At 39.9% G+C, this 23,581-nt stretch carries 13 protein-coding genes; 3 read left to right on the top strand and 10 right to left on the bottom strand.

The window, feature by feature from the left end; genetic code table 11:
* Positions 1 to 122: 122 nt before the first annotated feature.
* Complete coding sequence (locus LVD47_RS13540) at positions 123 to 383, top strand: RNA polymerase sigma factor (protein ID WP_369427798.1); 261 nt, start codon at positions 123 to 125, stop codon at positions 381 to 383.
* Positions 384 to 552: 169 nt separating this feature from the next.
* On the opposite strand, the gene LVD47_RS13535 is transcribed toward LVD47_RS13540, so the two are convergent.
* From LVD47_RS13535 to LVD47_RS13525, 3 genes are all read right to left on the bottom strand, one after another.
* On the bottom strand, positions 553 to 1,665 hold the full coding sequence (locus tag LVD47_RS13535; RefSeq protein ID WP_236977235.1) for a Gfo/Idh/MocA family protein: 1,113 nt from the start codon (positions 1,663 to 1,665) through the stop codon (positions 553 to 555).
* Positions 1,666 to 2,394: 729 nt separating this feature from the next.
* On the bottom strand, positions 2,395 to 3,246 hold the full coding sequence (locus tag LVD47_RS13530; RefSeq protein WP_236977233.1) for a sugar phosphate isomerase/epimerase family protein: 852 nt from the start codon (positions 3,244 to 3,246) through the stop codon (positions 2,395 to 2,397).
* 9 nt (positions 3,247 to 3,255) lie between these two features.
* On the bottom strand, positions 3,256 to 6,324 hold the full coding sequence (locus LVD47_RS13525; protein ID WP_236977231.1) for a PVC-type heme-binding CxxCH protein: 3,069 nt from the start codon (positions 6,322 to 6,324) through the stop codon (positions 3,256 to 3,258).
* 150 nt (positions 6,325 to 6,474) lie between these two features.
* Here LVD47_RS13525 and LVD47_RS13520 point away from each other — a divergent pair, with 150 nt between their 5' ends.
* Positions 6,475 to 7,353, top strand: a complete 879-nt coding sequence (locus LVD47_RS13520; protein ID WP_236977229.1) for an AraC family transcriptional regulator — start codon at positions 6,475 to 6,477, stop codon at positions 7,351 to 7,353.
* Between the two features lie 200 nt (positions 7,354 to 7,553).
* Complete coding sequence (locus tag LVD47_RS13515) at positions 7,554 to 8,738, top strand: AAA family ATPase (protein ID WP_236977227.1); 1,185 nt, start codon at positions 7,554 to 7,556, stop codon at positions 8,736 to 8,738.
* Between the two features lie 213 nt (positions 8,739 to 8,951).
* Here LVD47_RS13515 and LVD47_RS13510 read toward each other — a convergent pair whose 3' ends face one another.
* From LVD47_RS13510 to LVD47_RS13480, 7 genes are all read right to left on the bottom strand, one after another.
* On the bottom strand, positions 8,952 to 10,622 hold the full coding sequence (locus LVD47_RS13510; RefSeq protein ID WP_236977225.1) for a sodium:solute symporter family protein: 1,671 nt from the start codon (positions 10,620 to 10,622) through the stop codon (positions 8,952 to 8,954).
* Positions 10,623 to 10,840: 218 nt separating this feature from the next.
* Positions 10,841 to 12,286, bottom strand: coding sequence for a Gfo/Idh/MocA family protein (locus tag LVD47_RS13505; RefSeq protein WP_236977215.1), 1,446 nt, complete (start codon positions 12,284 to 12,286; stop codon positions 10,841 to 10,843).
* A 20-nt stretch (positions 12,287 to 12,306) separates the two neighbouring features.
* Positions 12,307 to 14,067, bottom strand: coding sequence for a RagB/SusD family nutrient uptake outer membrane protein (locus LVD47_RS13500; protein WP_236977213.1), 1,761 nt, complete (start codon positions 14,065 to 14,067; stop codon positions 12,307 to 12,309).
* Between the two features lie 30 nt (positions 14,068 to 14,097).
* Positions 14,098 to 17,250, bottom strand: coding sequence for a SusC/RagA family TonB-linked outer membrane protein (locus LVD47_RS13495; RefSeq protein ID WP_236977211.1), 3,153 nt, complete (start codon positions 17,248 to 17,250; stop codon positions 14,098 to 14,100).
* A gap of 654 nt (positions 17,251 to 17,904) precedes the next feature.
* On the bottom strand, positions 17,905 to 19,239 hold the full coding sequence (locus tag LVD47_RS13490; RefSeq protein WP_236977200.1) for a dipeptidase: 1,335 nt from the start codon (positions 19,237 to 19,239) through the stop codon (positions 17,905 to 17,907).
* A 47-nt stretch (positions 19,240 to 19,286) separates the two neighbouring features.
* Entirely contained in the window at positions 19,287 to 21,473 is a 2,187-nt protein-coding gene (locus LVD47_RS13485; RefSeq protein ID WP_236977198.1) for a dienelactone hydrolase family protein, read from the bottom strand.
* On the bottom strand, positions 21,445 to 23,529 hold the full coding sequence (locus LVD47_RS13480; protein ID WP_236977196.1) for an alpha/beta hydrolase: 2,085 nt from the start codon (positions 23,527 to 23,529) through the stop codon (positions 21,445 to 21,447). The genes LVD47_RS13485 and LVD47_RS13480 overlap by 29 nt, the downstream gene beginning before the upstream one ends.
* Positions 23,530 to 23,581: the final 52 nt, after the last annotated feature.

The following is a 23,581-nucleotide window of genomic DNA, read 5'->3' as shown; positions in this document are numbered from 1 at the left end:
TTTTCAATCTGGACATTTACTGAATTTTGCAAAACCCTGATATCACCCTGAATTATATTCAAATATATCTCCCCTATCAAAGCAATTGATGATCACTTTTTCTTTCGAACAGGACCCTGTAAATGCCAATATTCCTGTGTATAACTGTGGTTAATAAATGGATGATCATCTTCTTCTTTCAAATCGAAAGAAATACACAAAAGATTATGTCCATTATTGACAACCTCCCCGACCGGTGCCGAGAAATTCTCACCCTAAGCAAAATCCAGGGACTACCTTACAGGGAAATAGCAAAGAAACTGGAAATTTCTGTAAAAACGGTAGAATCTCAAATGCGCATTGCTTACCAAAAGATCAGGAATCAAATGGAAGAGGAGACATGACATTATATAATTCTCGATTGTCGCCAAATTTCACCTCAATCCATAGATCAATGCCCCTGCATTCCACACTGAAAACAAAGAGTTTTCCATACGACTAGAAACAAAAAAAAACCGGAACTGTCTTTACAGCCCCGATTTTACTCAATAGAAATTTATATAACACGTATTCTTACTTCAATGTAAATTCCGGCATTTTTATGATTTCACCACCTTTCAAAGCTGATTCATGGGCAAGTATACCCACACACGTAATGTTAGCAGATTCTACTGCATTGGGATACCCATCGCCATTTCCTTTTACAGCCTGAACAAAATGATGTACCAAATGGGGATGAGAGCCACCGTGACCTGCACCTTGCGTAAAAGACAAATGATGATTGTCGTCAGAATCATAAACACCCCCTGTCGTAAAGGGCTGTATCTCTTCCGGTAGTGAATGTGCATAATCCGGGCACTCAGTTTCTTCAGGGATTTCAGGTTCCGGTTTCTTTGCTGTATGCACTACCAAAGGATCGTGCTCAATCAAAGGCCATTCTACCGACTGCTTCGATCCGTATACTTCAAAACTTTCCCTGTATTGTCGTGCTACATCAAATAACGAACGATAAACGTACCCGGTCAAATCCGAATCTTTAAACTTAACATGGGTAGTTTCTACCGCAAAAGGAGAATTATAATAACTGTGAAGCTCTTCCCGTATCGTACCCGATCCAAAACAAGATACATATTCAGCCTGATCACGTGTCAATCCGAGAACGGGCCCTACACAGTGTGTTGCGTAATGCATTGGAGGCAAACCAGGCCAGTAATCCGGCCATCCATCCATATCTTGCTGATGGCTAGCTTTCAAAAATTGGACTTTCCCGAGTTCCCCTTTTTCAAATTTTTCTCTCATAAAAAGGAATTCCCTGGCATAGACCACCGTCTCCATCATCATATAGGTCAACCCTGTATCAGTTGTTAGTCGTACTATTTCTTCACATTCTTCAACCGTTGTAGCCATGGGGACAGTACACGCTACATGTTTACCCGCTTTTAGCGCTTTTATGCTTTGTTCACCGTGATTAGGAATCGGGGTATTAATATGTACAGCGTCTACATCGGGATCGTTTAACAGGTCATCGTAGGATGTATACCTCTTTTCAATATTGAATTGGTCACCCACCTCATTTAATTTCGACTCGGTTCTTTGGCAAATTGCATACATATTCACTCCAGGATACCTTTGGTAAATAGGAATAAATTCTGCACCGAAACCAAGACCGACAATTGCTATATTCATTTTTTATTCTTTTATATTTTTATAATTTACCTAATAATTAATTCTTTAAATAATGCGACACCCTACGGGGTCGATCACATTGCCTAATCACTCTTCTTTTCTAACATAATGTGATCCCTCCGGGATCCTTCTTAATTCTTTTCCCCAGTATTTCCCCTTTTTCCTACATTTCATCCTACAAACCTTATCCACCAGACAATTCTATTAACTTGCCTTTCTTTTATCACTTTTCTAACTTTTTCCGATCCCGACGGCATCCTTCTTATGTTGGCTATTTATCCGTTCTATCAGTTTTTTTTACTCCTACACCCCTATGGGGTTGGCTGGATTTTTATGGTCCTTTGCTAACATATTCTGACACCTACACGAGTCTTTAATCCTCAACAGCCCCCTGAGGGCATGTCCAGGCTGAAACGCCTGGGGTCACATTTTGTTAGCCTTCGCATCCTGAACAACCTCAACACCTCATTTTTTCCAATATAATCTTACCCTCCTTCGGCAACTATTTGGACCGGAATCCTTTTGACAATAAGCATTAATTCTGCTTTCTTAATTTTTAATTTGACAAATTCATCACCATCCTGTATCATTTAGGTACTAAGTCATATTTCTGAATAAATACAATTTGTCCGAAGACCCCAAAGGAGTCACATTATGTTAGTCATCTCGCCTGGATCAGATATCCGACCTCAACGAGGTCGCATTACTTATCTTATTTCTCATTCAATTTTATGAATCGAACAAACTATTCAAAAACCGATACCCTCGCTCTGCAAACTCGTCCTGACTATCGGCAAAAGTCTTCCATATACATACGGCACCAGCCAATTCCTTAATCGCCGGGGTAAAACTTTCAATACTCACCACACCTTCGTAGCCTGCTCGATCTAAACCTCTTTTTATACTATTCCAATCCGTCAACCCCGTACCGGGTATTCCCCTGTGGTTCTCAGAAACCTGAAAGTGCAACAAATGACTACCTGCGTGTATAATGGCTTCTTCCAGGTTCACCTCTTCAATCGTCATATGAAAAGAATCCAACATTATACCTGCGGAAGGATGGTTAATATCTTTTACCAATCGAACCACATCAGTCGAAGTATTTACCAAATCCGACTCAAATCGATTGAGTGGCTCTAATGCAATCCTAGCATCGTGACTATAGGCTAATTCACACGCCTTCCTCAAGTTTTCTACCGCTCTCAGCCATTCTTCCTTTCTCTTATCTGCAGGTAACATCCGTACTTTGCCGACGGCAGAATACATCGGTCCTGCAACAAATCCGCCCCCCCATTCCTTACAAAGGTCAAAGCACTGTTTCAAGTATTCGAAGCAATTTTCATGATCTTTTTTATCCTCACTGGTTAAATCCCGCCCCGGGCCAAAGGCTCCGCAAACGATGGGCACCAAATCATTGTCTATCAACGCTTTTCTTATTTCCTTACCATCAATCTCTTCTGGGTATTCAACAGGAATCTCTACTGCATCATATCCCATTTGTTTAATTTTTGGAAATAACCTTTGTGTTTCAGTTTTAAAAGGGGACGTCCATATCCAGGTACTAATTCCTAATTTCGGCATATTTTATCTTTACAATTTTTCACTACCCACGACCTTCATAACACCATTCATAATCCTCCAATGCCCCGGAAAAGTGCATACAAATGGGTATTCACCGGCTTTTGATGGCGCAGTAAACTTCAATACATATTGTTCTTCGGGATTGACCAATGGAGTAGAAAACAAGACTTCATCGATGTCAGGTACATACTGTTTTTCAGCCCCATCCGGATCCAAAGCCATTTTATCAGCAGCAGCCCCGATGGTCTGCAAGGCACCCATTTCACCAATCACCAGATTGTGTTGCATGAAATCCGGATTGCTAAAAGTAATTTCTACCGACGCCCCGGCCGTCACCTCTATCTCAGATACATCGTATTTCATTTCATTTTGAATCACTCCAACCTCAAATGATTCTGTAGCTGCTGAACTTCCCTTTTTGATGCTGGCAACTTCAAAATCAATATCATCACTCCAATAATTAAGCAGAAAGTTATTCAACCATTCTGTTTTTTCTTCCTCGCTTAACCCAGAACCATCAAACTTACCATTTTCAATGACATACCCTTTTAAAAATCCGGATTTGTGTTTTGCAGCGGCAAGATATAACGCCTGAGAGAGCCATTCATCTTCTACCACCTTAGGATCATTTCCATACATATTAAACAACTCCATTCCTATATCAGGATTTTCCTTCATTCCTACAAGACTGATTATTCCTGCGAGCCTCACCTCTGGGTCCGAGTCATTCCAAACATTACTTTCCAATAAAACTTTCTTTCCCCTGTCAAATCTTTCCAGGATTTGAATCGCTGCTCGCTGAACAGGGACGGAGGCATGGTTCAATGCATCTTGTAACAACCTAACATTATCCTCTCCTAACGATGCAAAATACCCCAAACCCTCCAATGCCCAAAATGCATGTAATGCACCGGGATTTTGATGAATTTCATTCAATTCCTGGTTGGCCACCATATTAACCAAATCATCTTCAACATCAATTTCCCCTCTTTCTACCAGCAATCTTTGCGCAGTTGTCCGCCAAAACATATTGGAATTATTCAATTCATGTATAAGCTCCTGCGGATCTTCTTTACTTAACTCTAATTTATTTCCCTGCTTATCACTTTTTTGTACCAACCTCCATATTCTACCGTGTTCTTTGTCCCGGAGGGGATTTACATAGGCATTCCCATCCCCATTTTCTGCCTGATATCCTCCGCGATCCGGAGATGGTGTAGGATTATGCTGAACGATAAAATTATACCAATCTGCTATCCATACATTTCCATCGGGACCCACTTTAGCCTCCACCGGAGAAAACCATTCATCAGCTCCGGCGACCAGATTCCAACCATCTTTTTCAATATAACCAGCGCCTTCCTTTTCAATTCTTGCGATGTGTACCAGGTGCCCCGTAGGTTCACATACAAATGCATATTTATTCCAATATTCTTCTGGATATTTTCGGGCCGTATAAAATCGATGTCCGGCTGCGGCTGTAAATCCCCCAAAAACATCTACCTGTCGGACTTTATCAGTAGCGGTATGCATTGCATAATGTCCATCAATCTTTGCGCTTCCAAAAGGCCTGATTCCTTCAATTCCTTCGTAATATCTATTCGGGATACCCATAAAAACACTATGTGTATTATTTGCTGTGGATCCAAAAACCGAATTCCCTTCGGAGAATCCAAGCCCCCAGGTATTGTTACTTGTATAAGTCAAAACTTCCAACTCAGTCCCATCTTTATTAAAGCTATAAAAACCTTGCCTGAATTTTAACTCTTCCCCATCAATATTACCCTCAAATCCTGAATACCCCACCGTCCCCCATATCCGGTTATCTAATCCATATTGCAAATTGGAAGGACCGGCATGGGTATCAAAAGTACCCCAACCTTCCATAAGCACTTCCTTTACATCTGCTTTATCGTCACCGTCCGTATCTTTCAAAAACAAAAATTGCGGCGCCTGGGAAACAATAATACCGCCATTGGCAAAAGTAAAACTGGTAGGAATATTTAACCCCTCTGCAAACACAGTAAACGTATCTGCCCGGCCATCGCCATCCGTATCTTCACAAATCTTTATACGGTCATCCCCCTGGCCTTTATCATTCCTTACCGTATTGGGATAATCTACTGTCTCTATTACCCAAAGGCGGCCTTTTTCATCCCAATCCATGGATATGGGATTGACAATATCCGGTTCGGAAACAAATAGCTTCAGTTCAAATCCCGGTGGGACTTGTGTTAACAATCTGGACTCCCTTGGACTTAGTGGTTTTTGATATTGTGGCGCTGGATCCCTCTTTTCATAGTTAGGGATATTATCCATTTCCACATATTGTAATTGAGGCAAAGTGTCGTTGTATTTTGTCCAGAGATCCTTAACATGATCGTTAACTACCCATTTGATTCCTTCCTTTATCAGTTTTTGAAACCCCGGATTATTCCAGGTTCTTTCATCGTGTCCATAAGCGGTGTAGAATACCTTTCCATCGCCATAATCTTTCACCCAGGTCCAGGGCTCCCTATGCTCCCCTTCTACCCGTTCCATCAAAACGGTCCTATCCTCTGATAGTTTATGATGAACATAGGTTTCATCCCAGGTGGAAAAAGTATCAATATCTGTCATTAACGGATGTTCATTATCCACTATTTCTGCTGTAAAAATACCAGTCTCGTGTTCCTTGAACTGGCCACCAACCATGTCAATATACTCTTCAGAGTTTTGAAAACAAAAACTCGCGCAATGAATAGGTACAAATCCTTTTCCTCCTTTTACAAAATCTAGTAACGCCTTTTCTTGTTCCTTCCCTATTTCTTCGTGATTCGCATAAATGATTAATGCATCATAGGATTCCAGATTTTTATCGTTTAGGTCAAGCGTATTTTCAGAGTAGGAAATATTGATACCATCTTTGGTAAATGCTTTTACCAGAATCGGAGCACATTTATAGGAATCGTGGTGTTCGCTGGCATGCCCGAGAAATAGCACCTCAATCGGACGAGGTAGATCATCCTGCTTTTCACCATCATTGGAAGAACATCCCACCAATAAGACAGAAAACAAAACAATAATACATATTTTCATTCTCACCATTGTATTCAAAATTGTCAATATGACAAATATCAAAATAATTAACGGAACCAACATACACTATTTTCACTAAAATAAACTATATTTTATCATTGAATTAAACTGTTACTTAAATTTGATGACAAATTATTTATGTAAAAAAGAATGAAAGCACCATTATCAAAATCTCCCATACCCGATTCTCATGCATTTATATGTAAAAGGTTACAAGATCCTCACTTCGATGCTAATTGGCATTTTCACCCGGAATACCAATTATTCACTGTCCTCAAAGGTTCCGGTACGCGTTTTGTAGGAGACAACGTCCAGACATTCGGGCCTGGTGATCTTGTTTTTACAGGTCCGGACCTGCCCCATCTTTGGCGGAGTGATCCAGAATACTTTCAGGGTAATAATTCATTGAATACCGACGGAATTGTTATCTATTTCAATGAAAATCTGGTAGGAAAAAAATTACTTGGCAAGTCAGAATTAGTACTTATCAGAACTTTGTTTTATAAATCGCACAGGGGGATAAAAATAGATGGAAGTGTAACAAAATCCATCAAAAAAGATATGCTGCAACTGGTCGATAAACAGGATTTTGACAGTATTATTCACCTTCTCAATATTCTCAATAAATTATCAAAAATCGAAAACATCGAACTTCTGGCCAGTCCGGAATACCAAAATAACTTTAATGCCGGGGACACAGATCGTATGAACCGGGTTCATTCTTATGTCCTTAAAAATTTTCATAAAAAAATCACATTAAAAGAAGTGGCTGAAATCGCCAATATGACTCCATCGTCTTTTAGCCGGTACTTTACCGCTCACGCCAATAAAACTTTTTCCAATTTTGTCAGTGAAATACGAATCGGTTACGCCTGCAAACTTTTGATCGAAAAAAATGCTATGGTATCGGAGGCTTGTTATGCCAGCGGATTTCAAACGCAATCCAATTTCAACCAACAGTTTAAAAACATCACTGGAAGAAGTCCATCCGAATACAAGGCAGCTTTCGAGAGAACGAACTGGGTATAAAAGTCTTCTCCAAAGAGAAAAATTATCCGGATTTTCCATAAAAGGTCCGGTCTCACAGTATATTGCAAATAAGTAAAAAACCCTTTTCAGGGAAATTACCGGACCGTTTAATTTTGCTTTTTCTATTTAACATTGTCAAATTTTGCTTTTTCTATTTAACATTTATTACTTTTGTTATTTATAAAAAGCATTAATACGGCTTGGAAAGACTGCAAAACATATCCGGGAGAAAAGTAGCGGACACGCCCATTCAATTTTCACGATTTTTAATTGACAGAGTTGACTGGACACAACGCCTTGTAATTATTCTGGGACAAAGGGGTACCGGAAAAACAACTATGCTATTGCAAAAGATGAAAAAGTCACCATCTCAAAGTATTTATCTTAGTTTGGATGACATTTATTTTGAAAGCAATCGACTTGTCTATTTAATTGATTCCCTCCATAAAATGGGCTATCGTCACTTTTACCTGGATGAAGTACATCGATATCAATATTGGTCCAGGGATCTAAAAAATATATACGACAGCTATTCGGACATCAGAATCAGAGTCACCGGATCCTCTATTTTAGAAGTTAAAAAAGGTCACTCAGACTTGTCGAGAAGAGCATCTCTATACTACCTCCCAGGGTTATCATTTAGAGAGTTTTTGCAACTGGAATACAACATCAAAACCGAGTCTTATAATTTGGGAACCATTCTGAATAATCATTCCCAAATAGCAAATACAGCCAGAGATTTATTCGCACCGCTACCCTTTTTCAAAACATACCTCCAATACGGATATTACCCATTCTTTAAAGAAGGTAAACAAATATTCGGGCAAAAACTCCTGGACACCGTTAATCTTGTATCCGAAGTCGACATTGCTCCTGTCGTTAATATGAATTATTCTTCCTTAAGGAATATGAAAAAGTTACTATATGTAATCAGTCAATCCGTCCCTTTCACACCGAATATCAATAAATTATCTCGCAAGCTTGACATCCCGAGAAATTCATTACTCAAACTTTTGGATGTATTAATGCAAGCAGGCTTATTGCTCTTACTAAAACGTGAAACGAAAGGTGTAAGTCACTTGCAAAAACCTGAAAAAATCTTTTTGCAAAACCCTAATCTTATTTACCCCCTGGCAGAAGGGAAACCCAATGTAGGGAATCTGAGAGAAACATTTTTTTATAATCAACTTCAGGTTCTTCATTCTGTCACATCACCAAAATATGGAGATTTCATGATAGATGATACCTATATATTCGAAATAGGGGGGGCATCCAAAACAAAGAAACAAATCATAGGTATTCCAAATGCCTATATAGCTGCTGATGATATCGAAGAAAGTATAGGAAATAAAGTTCCTTTATGGCTGTTCGGCTTTTTATATTGATTCTCCACTGTCGCAGCGAAATTATTCCATAGATGCTTAACACAAGAGAAAAAGTTACCTCCACTTTTTTGCATTAGATATTACTCCTCGGGATCTAAACACCGAACTTTTTGCGATATTGGGAACTAAGGTGATTTCAGTGTTCACATCATAAGTCTTGAAGCCCGGTCTGCCGCCTACCATTTACCAAAAACCAACTTGATGCAGTTCTCCCTATTTGATCTGTAAAATCCCCCAGGCGAATAATATAATCACACCGATAAATATCCATCCCAATGCAAATCCTACCAAATCCTCACGATACCGGGTAAAGAAATTATTCCAACGTTCTTTCTTCAACCAACCCGGCAAATCCAACAAAATTAAATCGTGTCCGGATTCTGCACCCAAAGGAGGTTTGCCATTCTCATCCACTTCTTCGACATCAGATCTTCGCCTCATCTTATCAAAAAAGGCTTCCATTCTGTTGGTATCTTCACGTCGGGTAAGTACACTAAACAACCAAAAAGAGAAAAATCCCAGTAACATAGCCCAGCCAAACGGTGCCGGTTCCCATTTATACACCAACACCAATTCCCCTGTGTTGAAATAATTAATCCCGTAATAACTGGTCAATGAAACTAATAATGCTGCTGCAGCACCGTATCGATTTGCGCGCTTCCAAACAATACCTCCTAAAAATATAATACCTACAAACGCAGCTATGGTCTCGGTAAATAAAAAGGCATGAAGGACATTTTTGATACTCAATGCAAACAATGCCGCTACCAGGGACAATACCAATCCGGAATATCGCCCCATCGATAATAGCTTTTTATCCGGAGCATCAGGATTAATATACTCTTTGTAAATATTTTGCGTAAAAAGAGCTCCATTATTTACCATAAATGTTGAACACGTTGACATATTTGCAGCCACTATTGCGGCAAACATAAGTCCCACTAGCCCTGGTCCTAGCAATTCCCTTGCACCATAACCGAATGCCATTTCAGGGTCTTCCAGTACGTCCCCGTTTTTAATCACCAATGCGGCGACAATTAACCCCGTCAACGCCCAGCCAATCGTCACCATTCGCTTCACCATCGAACCAAATGTCTGTCCAATTCTTCCCGATCGCTCAGTATTTCCCGTAGCACACATTGACACCATGTGAGGCTGGGCGGTGATCCCTACAAATCCATTTACAGCTAACATCGCCAGGGTAAAACTATTAATTCCACTCGCATCACTCAATAAATAAAAGAAGTCTTCAGGAAGCACCTCTTTCATCCCTGAAAAACCATCCACTTCATTCAATCCAAGTGGGATCAGCATAATAGATAGTACAATAATAAGGAGGGCCTGAAAAAAATCAGTGTATGCCGCAGCCAATAATCCCCCGGCAAAACTATAAATAATGAAAGCCACTGTCATGGATATAACGACGAGATTAGGTGAAAGAAGTCCATCACTGATTACCGAAATAACTTTAGCAGCCCCCTGCAACATCGCCCCCATATTAAAGACGAAAAAAAGTATGGCGAATATAGAGTAAACTAATCCAATTCTTCTACCATACCTTTCTTCCAGGATTTCCCCTACTGTGGTTTTGTCACTTCTCCGGTAGAAGGGTGCCAACAACCAATAAAATGGGGTGATCAGCATATTTTTCCATTGGTACCAAATCGTCGCAAAGCCCAAATGATAAGTCACTCCCGCCTGAGCTACAGGCATTTCCGCATGGGTCCCAGTACCAAAAGCCTGCCCCATCATAATCCACCACTTAAATTTCCTGTTCCCCCTGAAGTACGAATCACTACTTTTCACCTGCCTTGAAATCCACAATCCGAAAAGGACTACACCAATAAAGTAGCTAAAAAGAATAATATAGTCAATTGTAGTCATGGTAGCTGGGTATTAGATTAATGGGAATGAAAACAGGCATTAAAATCGTCTAAACTAGTTTATTTTTAAAGACTAAATGTATTGATTTTTACTTAAAGAACAATATCTAAAACCCCAAAAACCACCTAATTCCAGGGATTAAAAAATATATCATTTCATAGGTATACAAGCAAACTTATCCTGAAAGTTATTTCATGGAGCAGGTATGGATTTAGGTGTTATGAAATTACTACACCTGTAGAAACACCATTCTTAAGGGATTTATCTACAGGAGCATTGTTTTCCCAGGCACCACCCGTAAAATCAGGGAAGTCAATGGGTGCGGAACGATTATTTACAGACCATTCACTTAATGGAAAGATAGCACTCCACGAAGCCGCATCATACACATCATGGTCCAGTGGAAGTCCATGTCTTAAACAATCAATTAACCGCCAATCCATCAAAAAATCCATTCCTCCATGACCTCCAGCTTTTCGAGCCATATCACCTAATAATTTCACCATTTCCGGTGTATATTGTTCTTCTATTTTCTTCATTTCTTCTTCAGAATGCCATCCTTCATGTCCTAATGCAATCTTTCCCGGAAGTGGCCATTTTCTTGCGGCCCCCTTAGTACCACTTATTAAGTGAATACGTGAATACGGTCTTGGTGAGGATACATCGTGTTGAATCATAATGGTCTTGCCTTGATGGGTCTTAACAACAGACGTATTCATATTGCCCCGGAATTCTTTACCATCAAACTCAGCAAAACTTTCGTCTTCAGCAGCTAATTCTTTAACCTTGGCAGCCATCATGAAGTCATTAGTAGAAGTAGAGGTTAAATAATCCATTTTATCCCCACGATTTACATTCATTATCTGACAGATTGGCCCCAAACCATGTGTGGGATATAAATTTCCCCTTCGATCCATATTTTGTCTTAGGCGCCAACTATTAAAACGCTTTCTTGAACCAAAGGCATCCAATATGTCGTGAATATAGGCACCTTCCCCATGAAAAATCTCTCCAAAATACCCCTGGCGCGCCATATTTAGTGTCAGCAATTCAAAAAAATCGTAGCAACAATTTTCCAATATACAGCAATGCTTTTTGGTCCGTTCCGAAGTCTCAACCAGTTGCCAGCATTCTTCGAGAGTAGTAGCAGCTGGAACTTCTGTGGCCGCATGCTTTCCTTGCTCCATGGCATAAACGGCCATTGGTGTATGCAGGCTCCATGGTGTTGCAATATAAATTAAATCCAGATCTTCGCGCTGACACATCATTTTCCATGCATCCTCCCCGTCAGTATACAACTCCGGATCGTGATTTGTACCCTTTAATAAATCTTTGGCCGCTTGAGCCTGTTCAGGTCGCACATCACAAAGGGCTTTTATTTCCACCCCTTCCAAATAACTCATTCGTTTTACAGCTCCAGGTCCTCTGCTACCCAGACCTACAAATCCTATTCTCACAGTAGGAATCGCTGGGGCTCCATACCCACACATATTAAACGATTGATTATATTTTCTTTGAGCCAACTTCACCACGGAATCCTCGGATTCTGTCGATTGCGCTTCCGAATTGGCACATCCCGTAATAAATTGAGCCCCTACAAGCCCCATCCCAGACAAACTGGTCAGCTTCAAAAAATCTCTTCTGTTATTATTTTTCGGATCCATAACTTCTAATTTTTGATTAATTATTCAATGGTCTCAAGGGGTGGAACATTATTTTCAACTCCATCATAACCTTCATTTTGGTTAATCGTAGCCAAAGTGTTGGCTGTAATAATTCTATCCGGAATAGGCCACAACACATGAAACGGTGCCATATTAGCGGTGTTACCTAATAGTGTAATATCTTGTTCATACGTTTTATTGTACGCCATTACCCGGTCAAAATAATAATTATTCTCATGAAAATTGCCTTCAGAATATCCCATTTCCCCCAGTCCTGCCAAAATATAAGAAACTCTTACTAGTTCTGAATGACGCGGTTCTTCAGCAAATAACTCACGTGCCCGCTCATCAAAAATAAAGTCAATGGTCACTTCATCAGGAGTGATATTCAATGCCTGCGACCTGGACCGGACGACATTTATATCAGCTGCCGCTTCTGCTAATTGGTTTTTCCAATAATACGCTTCTGCCCGAAGTAAATACGTCCCTGCCAATCTAAAGAGATACCAATCACCATTCCCTCCGACGGGTCGTGCCTCCGCATCGTCCATAGGCACATACATTATGTAATGGGGTATGGCATATAAGTGTTTGAAGGTATCCAATTGTTGGGCAAAATATTCCGGGTTCACCACTTTTCCATAATCCACCGACTCCGGATTATTATACCGCAACTCATCAATATCCACCCAATTAATATCAGCCCTCCTCAAGTCTGTAGTATTTCTCCAGTTTTGATCTTTATATTTCCATATATGATATTGATAACTTGCAGTAAGACGCACATTCGCATTTCCTCTTCCCAAAGAATCATACTGCAGTCCATCAGCCACCATTCCGGGCTTTCCTTCACTATCCCGGGTTTGTGCCTGCATCCATTGCGGATTATATAAACGCATCGTAAATAATCCTCCGGATCTGGCATCGGGTGGGGCTTCATATCGATCCACAAATGTCAGGATTGTTTCTGTATTTTGTGATAGGTTAAAGTTCTTAGGCCTGTGCAAATCCCAAATCACATTGCGCAGTGGATCATCTGCATCGATCCCAAACCTTTCATCCATCAAGGCAAACGGACCTTCAATCACTTTGGTAGAAGCTTCAATTGCTTTATCAAATTCCTGATCCGCCAAATATACCTTAGTCAACAAATGCAAGGCTGCATATTTTGATATTCCTCCCGGACCTACACTTTCCGGCAACCAGTTTTCCGCAAACTCCAGATCTTCCTGCAATTTATTAAGTATGGCGGTTCTACTATGAGTTTGAAAATCCAATTTTACTTCTTCAATTTCAGAACCAATAAATGGAACATCTCCATACGTATGAACCAGTCTATAATACCAATACGCACGATGCCATAACGCTTCCGATAAAATCTGATTCCTCACATCCTGGCTCTCCCATTCGATATTATCAATCCTCGAAACAACGACGTTCGCATTTTTAATAAATTCATATACATCCGTAAACATACTGAGGAAAGGATAATACTGTGATGTACTTGGGGTTAAATTAAAAAAATCAAGTTGCGACCATGGCGACCCCAAATCAGAGGCGGCAAACTCTGTTGCAATCCAGTGGAGCCCACCACTGTGCTCCTGTTTTATATTCTTACGCAAAGTAGTTAAAATAGACTCAAAACCTTCCTGATCCGTATATACATTTTCAGGCGTAAAAAATGATTTGGGCTTAGGTTTTAATCGTTCTTCCCCACATGAAGAAAATAGCAGACCGGCAAAAACAATAATAAGGATGATATAAGTATTTCGATTTTTCATTTTCATTGATTTTTTCGCATTAAGAAAAAATTATTGCAATGTTATATTTAAACCTATCGTAAAAGTTCTCGGCATAGGTTCATCTAATGATTCAGGATCCCAACCGGGCCATTTATCAAAACTATATAGGTTTCTGACAGCTGCTGACATCCGTATATTTTGAGATTTTAAAACGTTTGTCAATTCTTCCGGGAACGAATACGAAATAGATAAATCCTGGATTCTCACAAATGAAAGTGGTTTATAAAACCCTAGTCCCCCTCCATATACGCTAGCATTATTTGTCAGACTGGGAAAATCATTTATTGGATTGGAAGGCGACCAATATGGAGTCTTATACGTATTTCGTCTATCATAAGTATCTATACCTCCTGAACGAAGCCCTTGACTAAAGGAACCCATGTGTCCCAAATCTCCACGAATAAATATATTCGCTTGCCAATTTTTAAAGAAAGTAAACTGATTTCGCAGCCCTAATCTAAACCTGGGTCTGCTATAACCAATAAACTGTTTGTCCTGCAATGCCTCATATTTACCATCGTCATTAACATCCGTCGCTTTGAAGTCACCGGGGACCAGGCGATATCTACTCGCTTCATCCGCCTCATCTAACTGCCAAATCCCCAATATATCATAATTCCATATATGGTCTATGGCATGCCCCGGAAACCACTCATTGGAATAATCCGGTATTTCTCCGGTTATTTCCTCTCCTTCGAGTGTGTAGGTTCCCACATCACCGAATAATTCAACTATTTTATTCCGGTTTAAAGAAAATACAAAATTGGAGTTCCACTGAAAGTTTTCGTTATCGATATTAAAAGAATTGACCGTAAGCTCAAATCCTATATTCGACAACTCTCCCAGATTAGCCGTGACGCTTTGGTATCCTGAAATTTCAGGTACTAATCGATTCAATAGGAGATCTGTAGTATTCATTTTATAGAGATCTGCATTAACATTGATCCTACCGCTTACAAATCCCATATCAACACCTACATTAAACGAGCGGGTTTTCTCCCACCTCAGATTTCTATTTGCAAGTGTATTGTTAAACACTCCTACTTTTACATTACTACCATCAAAGTACAGGGTAGAAGACAATTGGGCTAATGAAGAATAAGGGCCTATATCCCGATTACCATTCACACCCCATGAAAATCTCAATTTCATATTATCAATGACGTTGGAATTGAAGAAGGATTCATCTGAAATTTTCCATGCAAAAGCCGCTGCTGGGAAAGTAGCCCGTGGGTATCTATTACCAAAAGCCGAATATCCATCTCTTCGAATTGATGCCGTAAATAAATATTTATTCATCAACGTATAATTAAGTCTGGCCATAGCCGCATCACCTGTTGTTTCAGAATCTGTCGTTCTCAGAGCCGGATTCGTACCGAATTCCAGGCCACCAAAACCGAGGTTTTGATTCGGCACAAACGATTGATTATTCAAATACGAATTCCAGAATTGATTTCTTTCCGCACTATATAATAAAGTTACATCAAAATTGTGAATACCAATTTCTTTATTCCAACTCAATATATTATCCACGATCCAACTATATGAAGACCCTTCTTCTCTTGTGGCGTATCCTCCACTTCTATCTGACCCCCCTGCAATGGTTTTCGATGACCAAAAGTTATAATCTTTTGCGAATTCAAATCTCGGTTGGTAAGAAACATTATAATTAATACCGAAAGGAAGAGTAATATTGGCATATAATGAAGAAAACATAGTATTGATCCTATTTAGGCGATCTTGTCCGTAATAGTTGATCAAAGGATTTTGAACGACGAAAGTATTAGGAAACCATTTTACATCGCCATTTTCTTCAAAAATAGATCCGTACGGACTCATATTATACATACTTCCGAGACTTGCCGTGACAGACCCTTGATCCCGATTTGAAAATTGAGTATTTAGACCTACATTCAACCAATTATTTACTGTGTAGTCCAGATTCAATCTAGAACGAATGGTTGTAAATTTGTCCCCTCGAATGACTCCTTCATTATCCTGATACCCAATTGACCAATAATAATTGAGATCTTTAGTCCCGCCGGAAATACTCAAATCATAATTTTGTCTAAAACCGGTCTGAATAACTTCATCATACCAATTTACGACATTACCAGCCTTGTAATTATCAGCTTCAATTTGGAAAAAATTCAGTCTGGCCAACCATTCATCCGTATTATCAGCATTGGGGTTACCACTGGCATTTCGCCATTCTTCAATCGATACTCCATCCGGCAAATTTTGAGGATCATTGTAGTAAAAATCAGGTAATCCCGGATTAATAAATCGCAATACATCTGCTCGATATTGCAAATATTCTTCACCTTGGAAATGCTCAAATTTTCCTGTGGGGTTTGTCAATCCCAATTGACTATTAAATCGAATAACAGGCTTTCCTTCGCCTCCCTTTTTAGTACTTATAATAATCACACCAGAAGCTGCCCTAGCCCCATATACAGCAGCTGAACTAGCATCTTTTAGAATGTCTATCGATTCGATATCTGTCGGATTTATATCACTCATGTTTCCATTGTATATCACTCCATCGAGCACAATCATTGGCGTACTGGAAGCATTCAATGAATTGGGGCCCCTTACTTCTAACGAGCCACCCCCTGAAGCCGAATTCCCCTGATTGGCATAAAAGCCCGCTACAGTTCCGGTAAGCATCTCCGATACCTGGGTCATTGGCTGGTCTTGAAACGTACTTCCATCTATGGTCGCTACTGATCCAGTCAAATCACTCTTTTTGACCGACCCATACCCTACGACTACTAATTCTTCAAGCATCTGGGCATCTGAAGACATTTGAATATCAACAACAGCCCTTCCGTTTACTTCAATCTCCTGAGATTGATAACCGACATAAGATGCAATCAATACGCCATCTTCAGGAACATTGGACAATTCATACTTTCCGTCAAAATCTGTTGAGGTGCCATTATCAGTACCCTTCAACAATATATTAACGCCGATTAATACCTCACCTTCCTGATCTGTAACTACTCCGGAAATATCGAGGTTTACACCCCTTTTTCCAACTTCCACTTTCCCAATTTCCTCATTATTTCCAATTTCAATATACTTTCCAAACGAAATGCTAGCGAAAAGACATCCTACTGCCAGCAAGAATAATCTAAATTGAGTTTTTCTTCCAATCATAATTCAACAATTATTTAAATTTTTATTCACCTTCACTACATAAAAAGTTCCTATTGGGACGTACCATTACCATCAATGATTTACACATTGAAAAACAAAATTTATTTTAACGGTAACGTTACCGAATATAGGTAAAAATTTTACATTTCACATAATCGAACAACAAAATGTTTTAAAAAACACTTAATATAAAATAAAGAAAATAAAATAATGTGTCAAACAAACATCTAAAAACCAAGGAATTATATAAAAAACCAAGGCCTTGAAAACAACAATCTTGAGGACTATTTTTTTATAAAAAAATCCAAATAAAATTTTATCAAAACATTGTCCAAATTTCAATTCAAAATAAAAATTCCGCATTATTAATAATCTTTTAATCATCCCCAAATATCCATTGTCTCAGGATTCAAAAATGAATTAATAAAAAACGGCTCTGATATCCAGTATATCGCTGAGAGAAAAATATAGCTTCTTTCGGGAGATTACAAAATCACTGAAACCCTTTGCGAACCCTGTACAAATAAAATGTGAAAGAAAATGTACCGCCCCTTGTTTTTTAGCCATAAAATTACATGTAATAGTCCGAATACTCCACTTGAGCACTCCCTCTTCACCTGAAACTACTGCTAATCATCAAGCTTAGGTCCATAATCAACTGATACTATTTCCCTTAAGGACTCGCAGGGCATTACCTCCAATGATTTTTTGAATATCCTCATCCGAATACCCCATCTGAACTAAGCCCACGGTAAATAGCGGCCAATTGGTCCAGGCCATACTATCCCTCATTTCGGAAGTTTCTTCAAAACTATCATCGGGCCACAATGCTTCCCAGCGGGTTCTGCTTGTCCTATATCCTGGTATTTTTTGATTTTCCTGTCCTGAGTTTGAAGATGTATAGGCTACATCCGTTCCAATCCCAACGTACTCCGCTCCAAATTTTTGAGCGATATAATCTATGTGCCTCATCATATCCTTTATATTGCCGATCCCTCCTAAAAACCTCGGTATACAACATATACCAACATAACCTCCTGTATCGGCAATGGCCTTTATGACTTTATCCGGTTTTGAACGGATATGCTCTTTTACCGCAGTGGCTGTAGAATGGCTCGCGACCATAGGCTTTTGTGACAATTTAGCTGCTTCAAGACTGGTTTCCCAACCGGAATGGGAGATATCTACAACCACTCCCAACCGGTTCATTTCTTTCACGACGGTACGACCAAAATCGCTCAAACCGGCATCAGTTTTTTCCCCACACCCATCACCTATCAGATTTCTCCGGTTATAAGTCAAATGCATCATCCGGATCCCGAGTTCATAAAAGACTTTGATATAGCGAAGCTCTTCTTCTACAGATACCATATCCAGGGGCATGGGTACACCATTACCGGAAAAATAAAGCATATGGCGCCCTTCTTTCTTAGCTTCTACCACCTGGTCCGGATGAATCGCCTTCCCCACTAAATTCGGGATCATATCAGTCACATATGTAAAACGCGCCAATCTTTTAAGCAAGACTTTCACGGTATTGCTTTCTTCACCGGCATTTTGAAAAACCGCTGTCACCCCAGACGCTTTCCAGGCATTCTCAAATTCCTCCTTTTCATGCTGGTCATGAACAAACCGTGTCATAGACTGGTCTTCTTTCAAGTCTTTGAGTTCCAATTCCGATGCCCCACCTTCAATAGCAGATGCAATAAGATCCCCATCATAAGCTGACCGTGGCATAAATCCGTAGGTGTCAAAAACTACCGAATTTTTATGCAATTCCAGGCCGTGCTCAAGATCCTTCTTGGAAGGCTTGAGAATACGAAGAGCAATATCTCGGTTTCTTTGTATCTTTTCATTTAGGATAGCTTCATTAAATACAACACTCTCATCCGGATTACTCCTTCCATATAGGGCTTCTCCGCTACCGATCATCAATGAAATGCCTAAAGCTCCACTATTTTTTAAAAATCGCCGTCTGTCATTTTTCATTTTCATGTATTTTAAGATTTACAGGACTATACTTTGGGGGAATGATACTACCTAAATTCAACCTTACTTTCCGTCAACCACTTAGTATTCAATTCCTGTAACGTTCTCATGAAATCATTCTCATCTTCGAAAAGAGTCCCATCAAGATTTCTAGGATTTATGAACAGAATTGGGGTTTGGGATAACGCCACTGCGGTTGAAACCTCTCCCCATTCCAAAAAACCGGGAATATGCACTCCCATTGTAAAAAAACCTTCTTTGATTTCCTCTTCAAACAAATAGCTTACAGGCACATCCTCTACGGTCAAAGACTTTATTTTATCGGTGTTCAAAGCAGTAAAGAACAACGATGCCAGGCCAAGGTCTTTATTGGAAAGGATACTTATCCCCTGCGATTCAAACTCTTCCATCAACCAATCTACTACTATTTCCATTTCACGGACCCATACCCCTTGTAGGGTATTACCCAACCACATTAAAGCTCTGGACAAAGTATGAAATTCAGGCAAGTGATTCCCGTTTAATCTTTTTGCAGATTCGGAACTATTTTCCCCTAATCCCCAAAAATCAACCAAACAAATTCCTTTTCCTTCCTTTTCAATACGAGATATCCATTCAGAAGTAATAGAGGCTTTACCTTCAGTATTTCCAATAAGAACAAATTCTCCGGAACCTGAGGCAGGCGGCTTCACCAGGACTGGTAACAAGGATCCATCTGAAAGTTCCAGTGCATAGCGGATCCAACCATTGAGTGGTCCATATTTATATTCTTTATACAGTATTGTATGATCCGGTATTTTCAAAACCCCACGCAGTTGTTTCCTCTTTTCACTTGCATTGCCAAATATCTTGCCAGCTAATTCCCTTTTGATATCCTCTCTTTTCCATTTACAATATTGAATGGTATTCATTACTTCTTCCGGTCGGGTTCCTGGCTCAAAAACCATCATTGCTTGTTTTTCCGGGAGTAAGTACTCCTCCGTTTTTCTGGGAGAACCATCTCCTTTTCCCAATAAATGCAAATCCATCCAACCTATCAGGTATTCTCTGTATACAGGATGATAACCATGTGTTGTACTTCCTATTTGGTATTGCAATTTTCCGCCGGCATCAAGAAAATCAAACACAGGTTTTGCTCTCTCCAGGGATCTCAACATTTCTCCAGGTAGAAATGCCTGATTGGACTCTTTTTCCGCATTACATATCAAAATGGCCCGGGGTGCTATCAACCCCAATATTTCAGATTCTTCCGCAATGTTCAGGCCGTCCGGTAGCATTTCACATACACAATTGCTACTCATGATATAAGATTCAAAAGTTCCGACACTAACCACGGGCATACAAGCTTTGACCCTTTCATCCATGGCTGCCAACCACATTGTTTGGTTGCCACCCCCACTTGCTCCAGTAGCTCCGATCTTCGAAGCATCCACAAATGGAAGTGAACAAAGCAAATCCACTCCCCGCATATTATCTGTCAATTGCATACCGAGTAAAGTCTCTCCAACATTAAGTAGAGCGGCGCCGAGTTGTGCCCCATGGTATTCAAAATCACCGTGCGTAGTCGTCCTCTCCCCAGCTCCCCAGGGATCGATGTGCAGCGACACATAACCGTTTCGAACCAATTCAAACCCCACAGACCTGTACATATCGTATAGTTTTCCATCTGTGGAGTGCCCCATCATAGTTATTACAGCCGGGAACGGACCTGGTCCTTCGGGGATGTAAAGATTGGCGGTCGCGTATACTCCTGGGCGGGTCTGGAAATAGATCGTCTTTACTACTCCACCATCGATTTCACATTGTCCCGTTACACGGTAGTCTAAATCCAAACCGGAAAATTTCCTGGCACGGCTTTTCTCAAAAATGAGGGTTCTCAACTCTTTTCGCCTCTCTTCCCATTCTTCTCTTGTTCCCGGAGGAGTCAACCTTTGATATGACAATGAAGCCTTATGCCTTAATTGGGCATTAATCACATCCGACCTTTGATCACCAAATACATCCGGCAGATCCTGAGACCAACCAATAAAATGAAATGCAAATAGTAAAAAAAATACAAAGGATATATTTCTTATCAAATTGGCTAAATGCCATTTATCAAAACTTAATTCATGCATTATCTCTAAATTATACATTAAGAATCCATACTCATTCCCTTTTTTCTTAGATTTTTCTGATACATACACAGTTAGAAGAACGGACAAATTACTGTCCAGCCATTGCATCCCATGCATCAACAAGTTCAATATTTTTCCGCTTCAGCTCACGGTAACAATCCGGTAAATCAAAATAATGTAAAATCTTCATTGGTAGCGCTGAAACGGGCCAATTATAAAAAGTAGATTCCGTAATATCGCTGAAACTTTTTAACGGATTCTTTAATATAACCTTATCAACATGATCACTTAATAATGAAGCAAATGTAGCAGGTAGGCAGCCCCATCCATTTCCCAATATCGTAATTTTTTGGTGTCCAAAGGAGTTCAGCCAATTGATAATACATAATAAATCATACGTTCTTTTGCCCAGTATAGGTTCGTTCAACATATTTGATACCATTCCATAAAAATATTCCGTATTATGCGGAATTGAATACCCCACACGTGTGTTGGGTAAAGTCTGACCAATACCTCTTAGATCACAGGTATAAACAGCGAAGTCTATATGTTCTTTAATCACTTCTCTAACCATAGAATCATTGATTAATTCATCGTCCATAGCATTGTGTGATACATATAAAAGAGCACTTTTCGGGTTTCCATACGGTCTCGAATATATATTCTTTTCATTAAGACGGTACACCGAGTTATGGATACCTGGTTCCGTTTCAACAAACATATCCGTCACAAATGGTTTGGGAAAAAGCTCTTCTTTCCTAGACCTGAAAATCCGGTAATCCGACACTATAAATTGGCTTGGCAATTGCAAAATCTTACCTAAAGAATCTTTAAGTTCTTTATATTCAATGTCACCCCTACTCCGTCTTAATCCCAGGGATTCTTCTTTAAGAAAATCACTGAGAGTGAGAGAATCCTCCTCTGACAATTGACCATTGGGGGTACACCATAATGTTTCATCTTTTTCTAAAACGATTTCCGGTTCATTTCCATCGTTACTTATTCCAGTAACCTGGTTAAAAAAATTGTACATAGCTTCTCGCCCAGGTTGATGATACCCATGATAATCATCCCCTCGAAACAATTGAACGTTATTTTCTGCTCCCATCAAACCATAAAAATGCTTTAACTTCCTGTAAGTTTCTTCCGTACCCCGTGTATCGAAGAAATCCAATTCCTGTGTTATGATGATAACAGGTTTTGGGGCCATAGCCGCTATAAAATCAAAGTGATCCATTTCCTGCTCCAAAACATTCATAACATATTGCTCAGCATCCTGCACCTCCTGATTTTCCAAATTACGGCGTATAGTCGTCACAAAGCAGCTTGGCGCAGCCATAGTTAATCGGGGTTCTACACCACATAACCAGGTGGTCTGAGTCCCTCCCCCAGAATTTCCTGTGACGCCGATGTGCTTTTTATCCACTTCCGGACGAGAATATAAATAATCAATGCCTCGAATAGCATCCCACACAAACCAACCAGCCATTGAATCCCCCGTCAAATTTAGAGGAGCACCTGCATAAATATGTTCGACAGTTCCCCAGCGTATTGCACTTTTCCTACCCTCCACAGGGAATTGTAATCGTTCACCCTGGCCAATACAATCAATAATCAAAACCACATACCCTTTTCTCGCAAGGCCTTGTGCAAAATACTGATACGAACTTGACTTGGCTTCCCGAGTATGTCCACAGGTACCCAGAATTGCCGGCATAGGCTTACCATCAGATTTAGGGATATAGAGATTGGCCGTCACTTTGAATCCGGGACGGCTTTCATAAATAACTTTCTCAACTGTATATTCATCCCGGTCCAAAACACCTGTCACTGTGGGATTCAAAGGAGTTTTCTCAGGAAAAGGCCCCAGGCAATGTTTGATTTTCGCCTGAATTTCATTCTGGTATTGGACCGCTGCTTCTTTCGAATGCAATCCATAAACTTTCGTATCGTGCTTTTTTGAGACTTTCCGTACTTTATCTATGTAATAGTCCTGGAGCATAGTCGGATACCGGTGAGGTGCAGTACTAGCCTGTCCACCATCTATACTTTCAGTATATAAACGATACTGATTATTTTTGCCTTCCCATTTTGATAGTGAAGAAATCCCAACACCCATACTTAGGCCTGAAAGTCCTGACCATTTTAAGAAGTCCCTTCTATTATTTCTCATAATTCCAAATGATTGTGGTTACCGTAAACCATTACCCACAGAAGATAAATTA

It is taken from the genome of Membranihabitans maritimus, from assembly GCF_021729145.1.
Taxonomy (GTDB): Bacteria; Bacteroidota; Bacteroidia; order Chitinophagales; family Saprospiraceae; genus Membranihabitans; species Membranihabitans maritimus.
Note: the sequence above shows the minus strand (reverse complement) of the source record. Positions and strands in the feature narration are given on the sequence as shown.

Excerpts from the sequence above, each read along its gene's own strand:
- LVD47_RS13540 (WP_369427798.1), top strand. The coding sequence starts at position 123 with ATGCCAATATTCCTGTGTATAACTGTGGTTAATAAATGGATGATCATC.
- LVD47_RS13535 (WP_236977235.1), bottom strand. The coding sequence starts at position 1,665 with ATGAATATAGCAATTGTCGGTCTTGGTTTCGGTGCAGAATTTATTCCT.
- LVD47_RS13530 (WP_236977233.1), bottom strand. The coding sequence starts at position 3,246 with ATGCCGAAATTAGGAATTAGTACCTGGATATGGACGTCCCCTTTTAAA.
- LVD47_RS13525 (WP_236977231.1), bottom strand. The coding sequence starts at position 6,324 with ATGAAAATATGTATTATTGTTTTGTTTTCTGTCTTATTGGTGGGATGT.
- LVD47_RS13520 (WP_236977229.1), top strand. The coding sequence starts at position 6,475 with ATGAAAGCACCATTATCAAAATCTCCCATACCCGATTCTCATGCATTT.
- LVD47_RS13510 (WP_236977225.1), bottom strand. The coding sequence starts at position 10,622 with ATGACTACAATTGACTATATTATTCTTTTTAGCTACTTTATTGGTGTA.
- LVD47_RS13505 (WP_236977215.1), bottom strand. The coding sequence starts at position 12,286 with ATGGATCCGAAAAATAATAACAGAAGAGATTTTTTGAAGCTGACCAGT.
- LVD47_RS13500 (WP_236977213.1), bottom strand. The coding sequence starts at position 14,067 with ATGAAAAATCGAAATACTTATATCATCCTTATTATTGTTTTTGCCGGT.
- LVD47_RS13495 (WP_236977211.1), bottom strand. The coding sequence starts at position 17,250 with ATGATTGGAAGAAAAACTCAATTTAGATTATTCTTGCTGGCAGTAGGA.
- LVD47_RS13490 (WP_236977200.1), bottom strand. The coding sequence starts at position 19,239 with ATGAAAAATGACAGACGGCGATTTTTAAAAAATAGTGGAGCTTTAGGC.
- LVD47_RS13485 (WP_236977198.1), bottom strand. The coding sequence starts at position 21,473 with ATGCATGGGATGCAATGGCTGGACAGTAATTTGTCCGTTCTTCTAACT.
- LVD47_RS13480 (WP_236977196.1), bottom strand. The coding sequence starts at position 23,529 with ATGAGAAATAATAGAAGGGACTTCTTAAAATGGTCAGGACTTTCAGGC.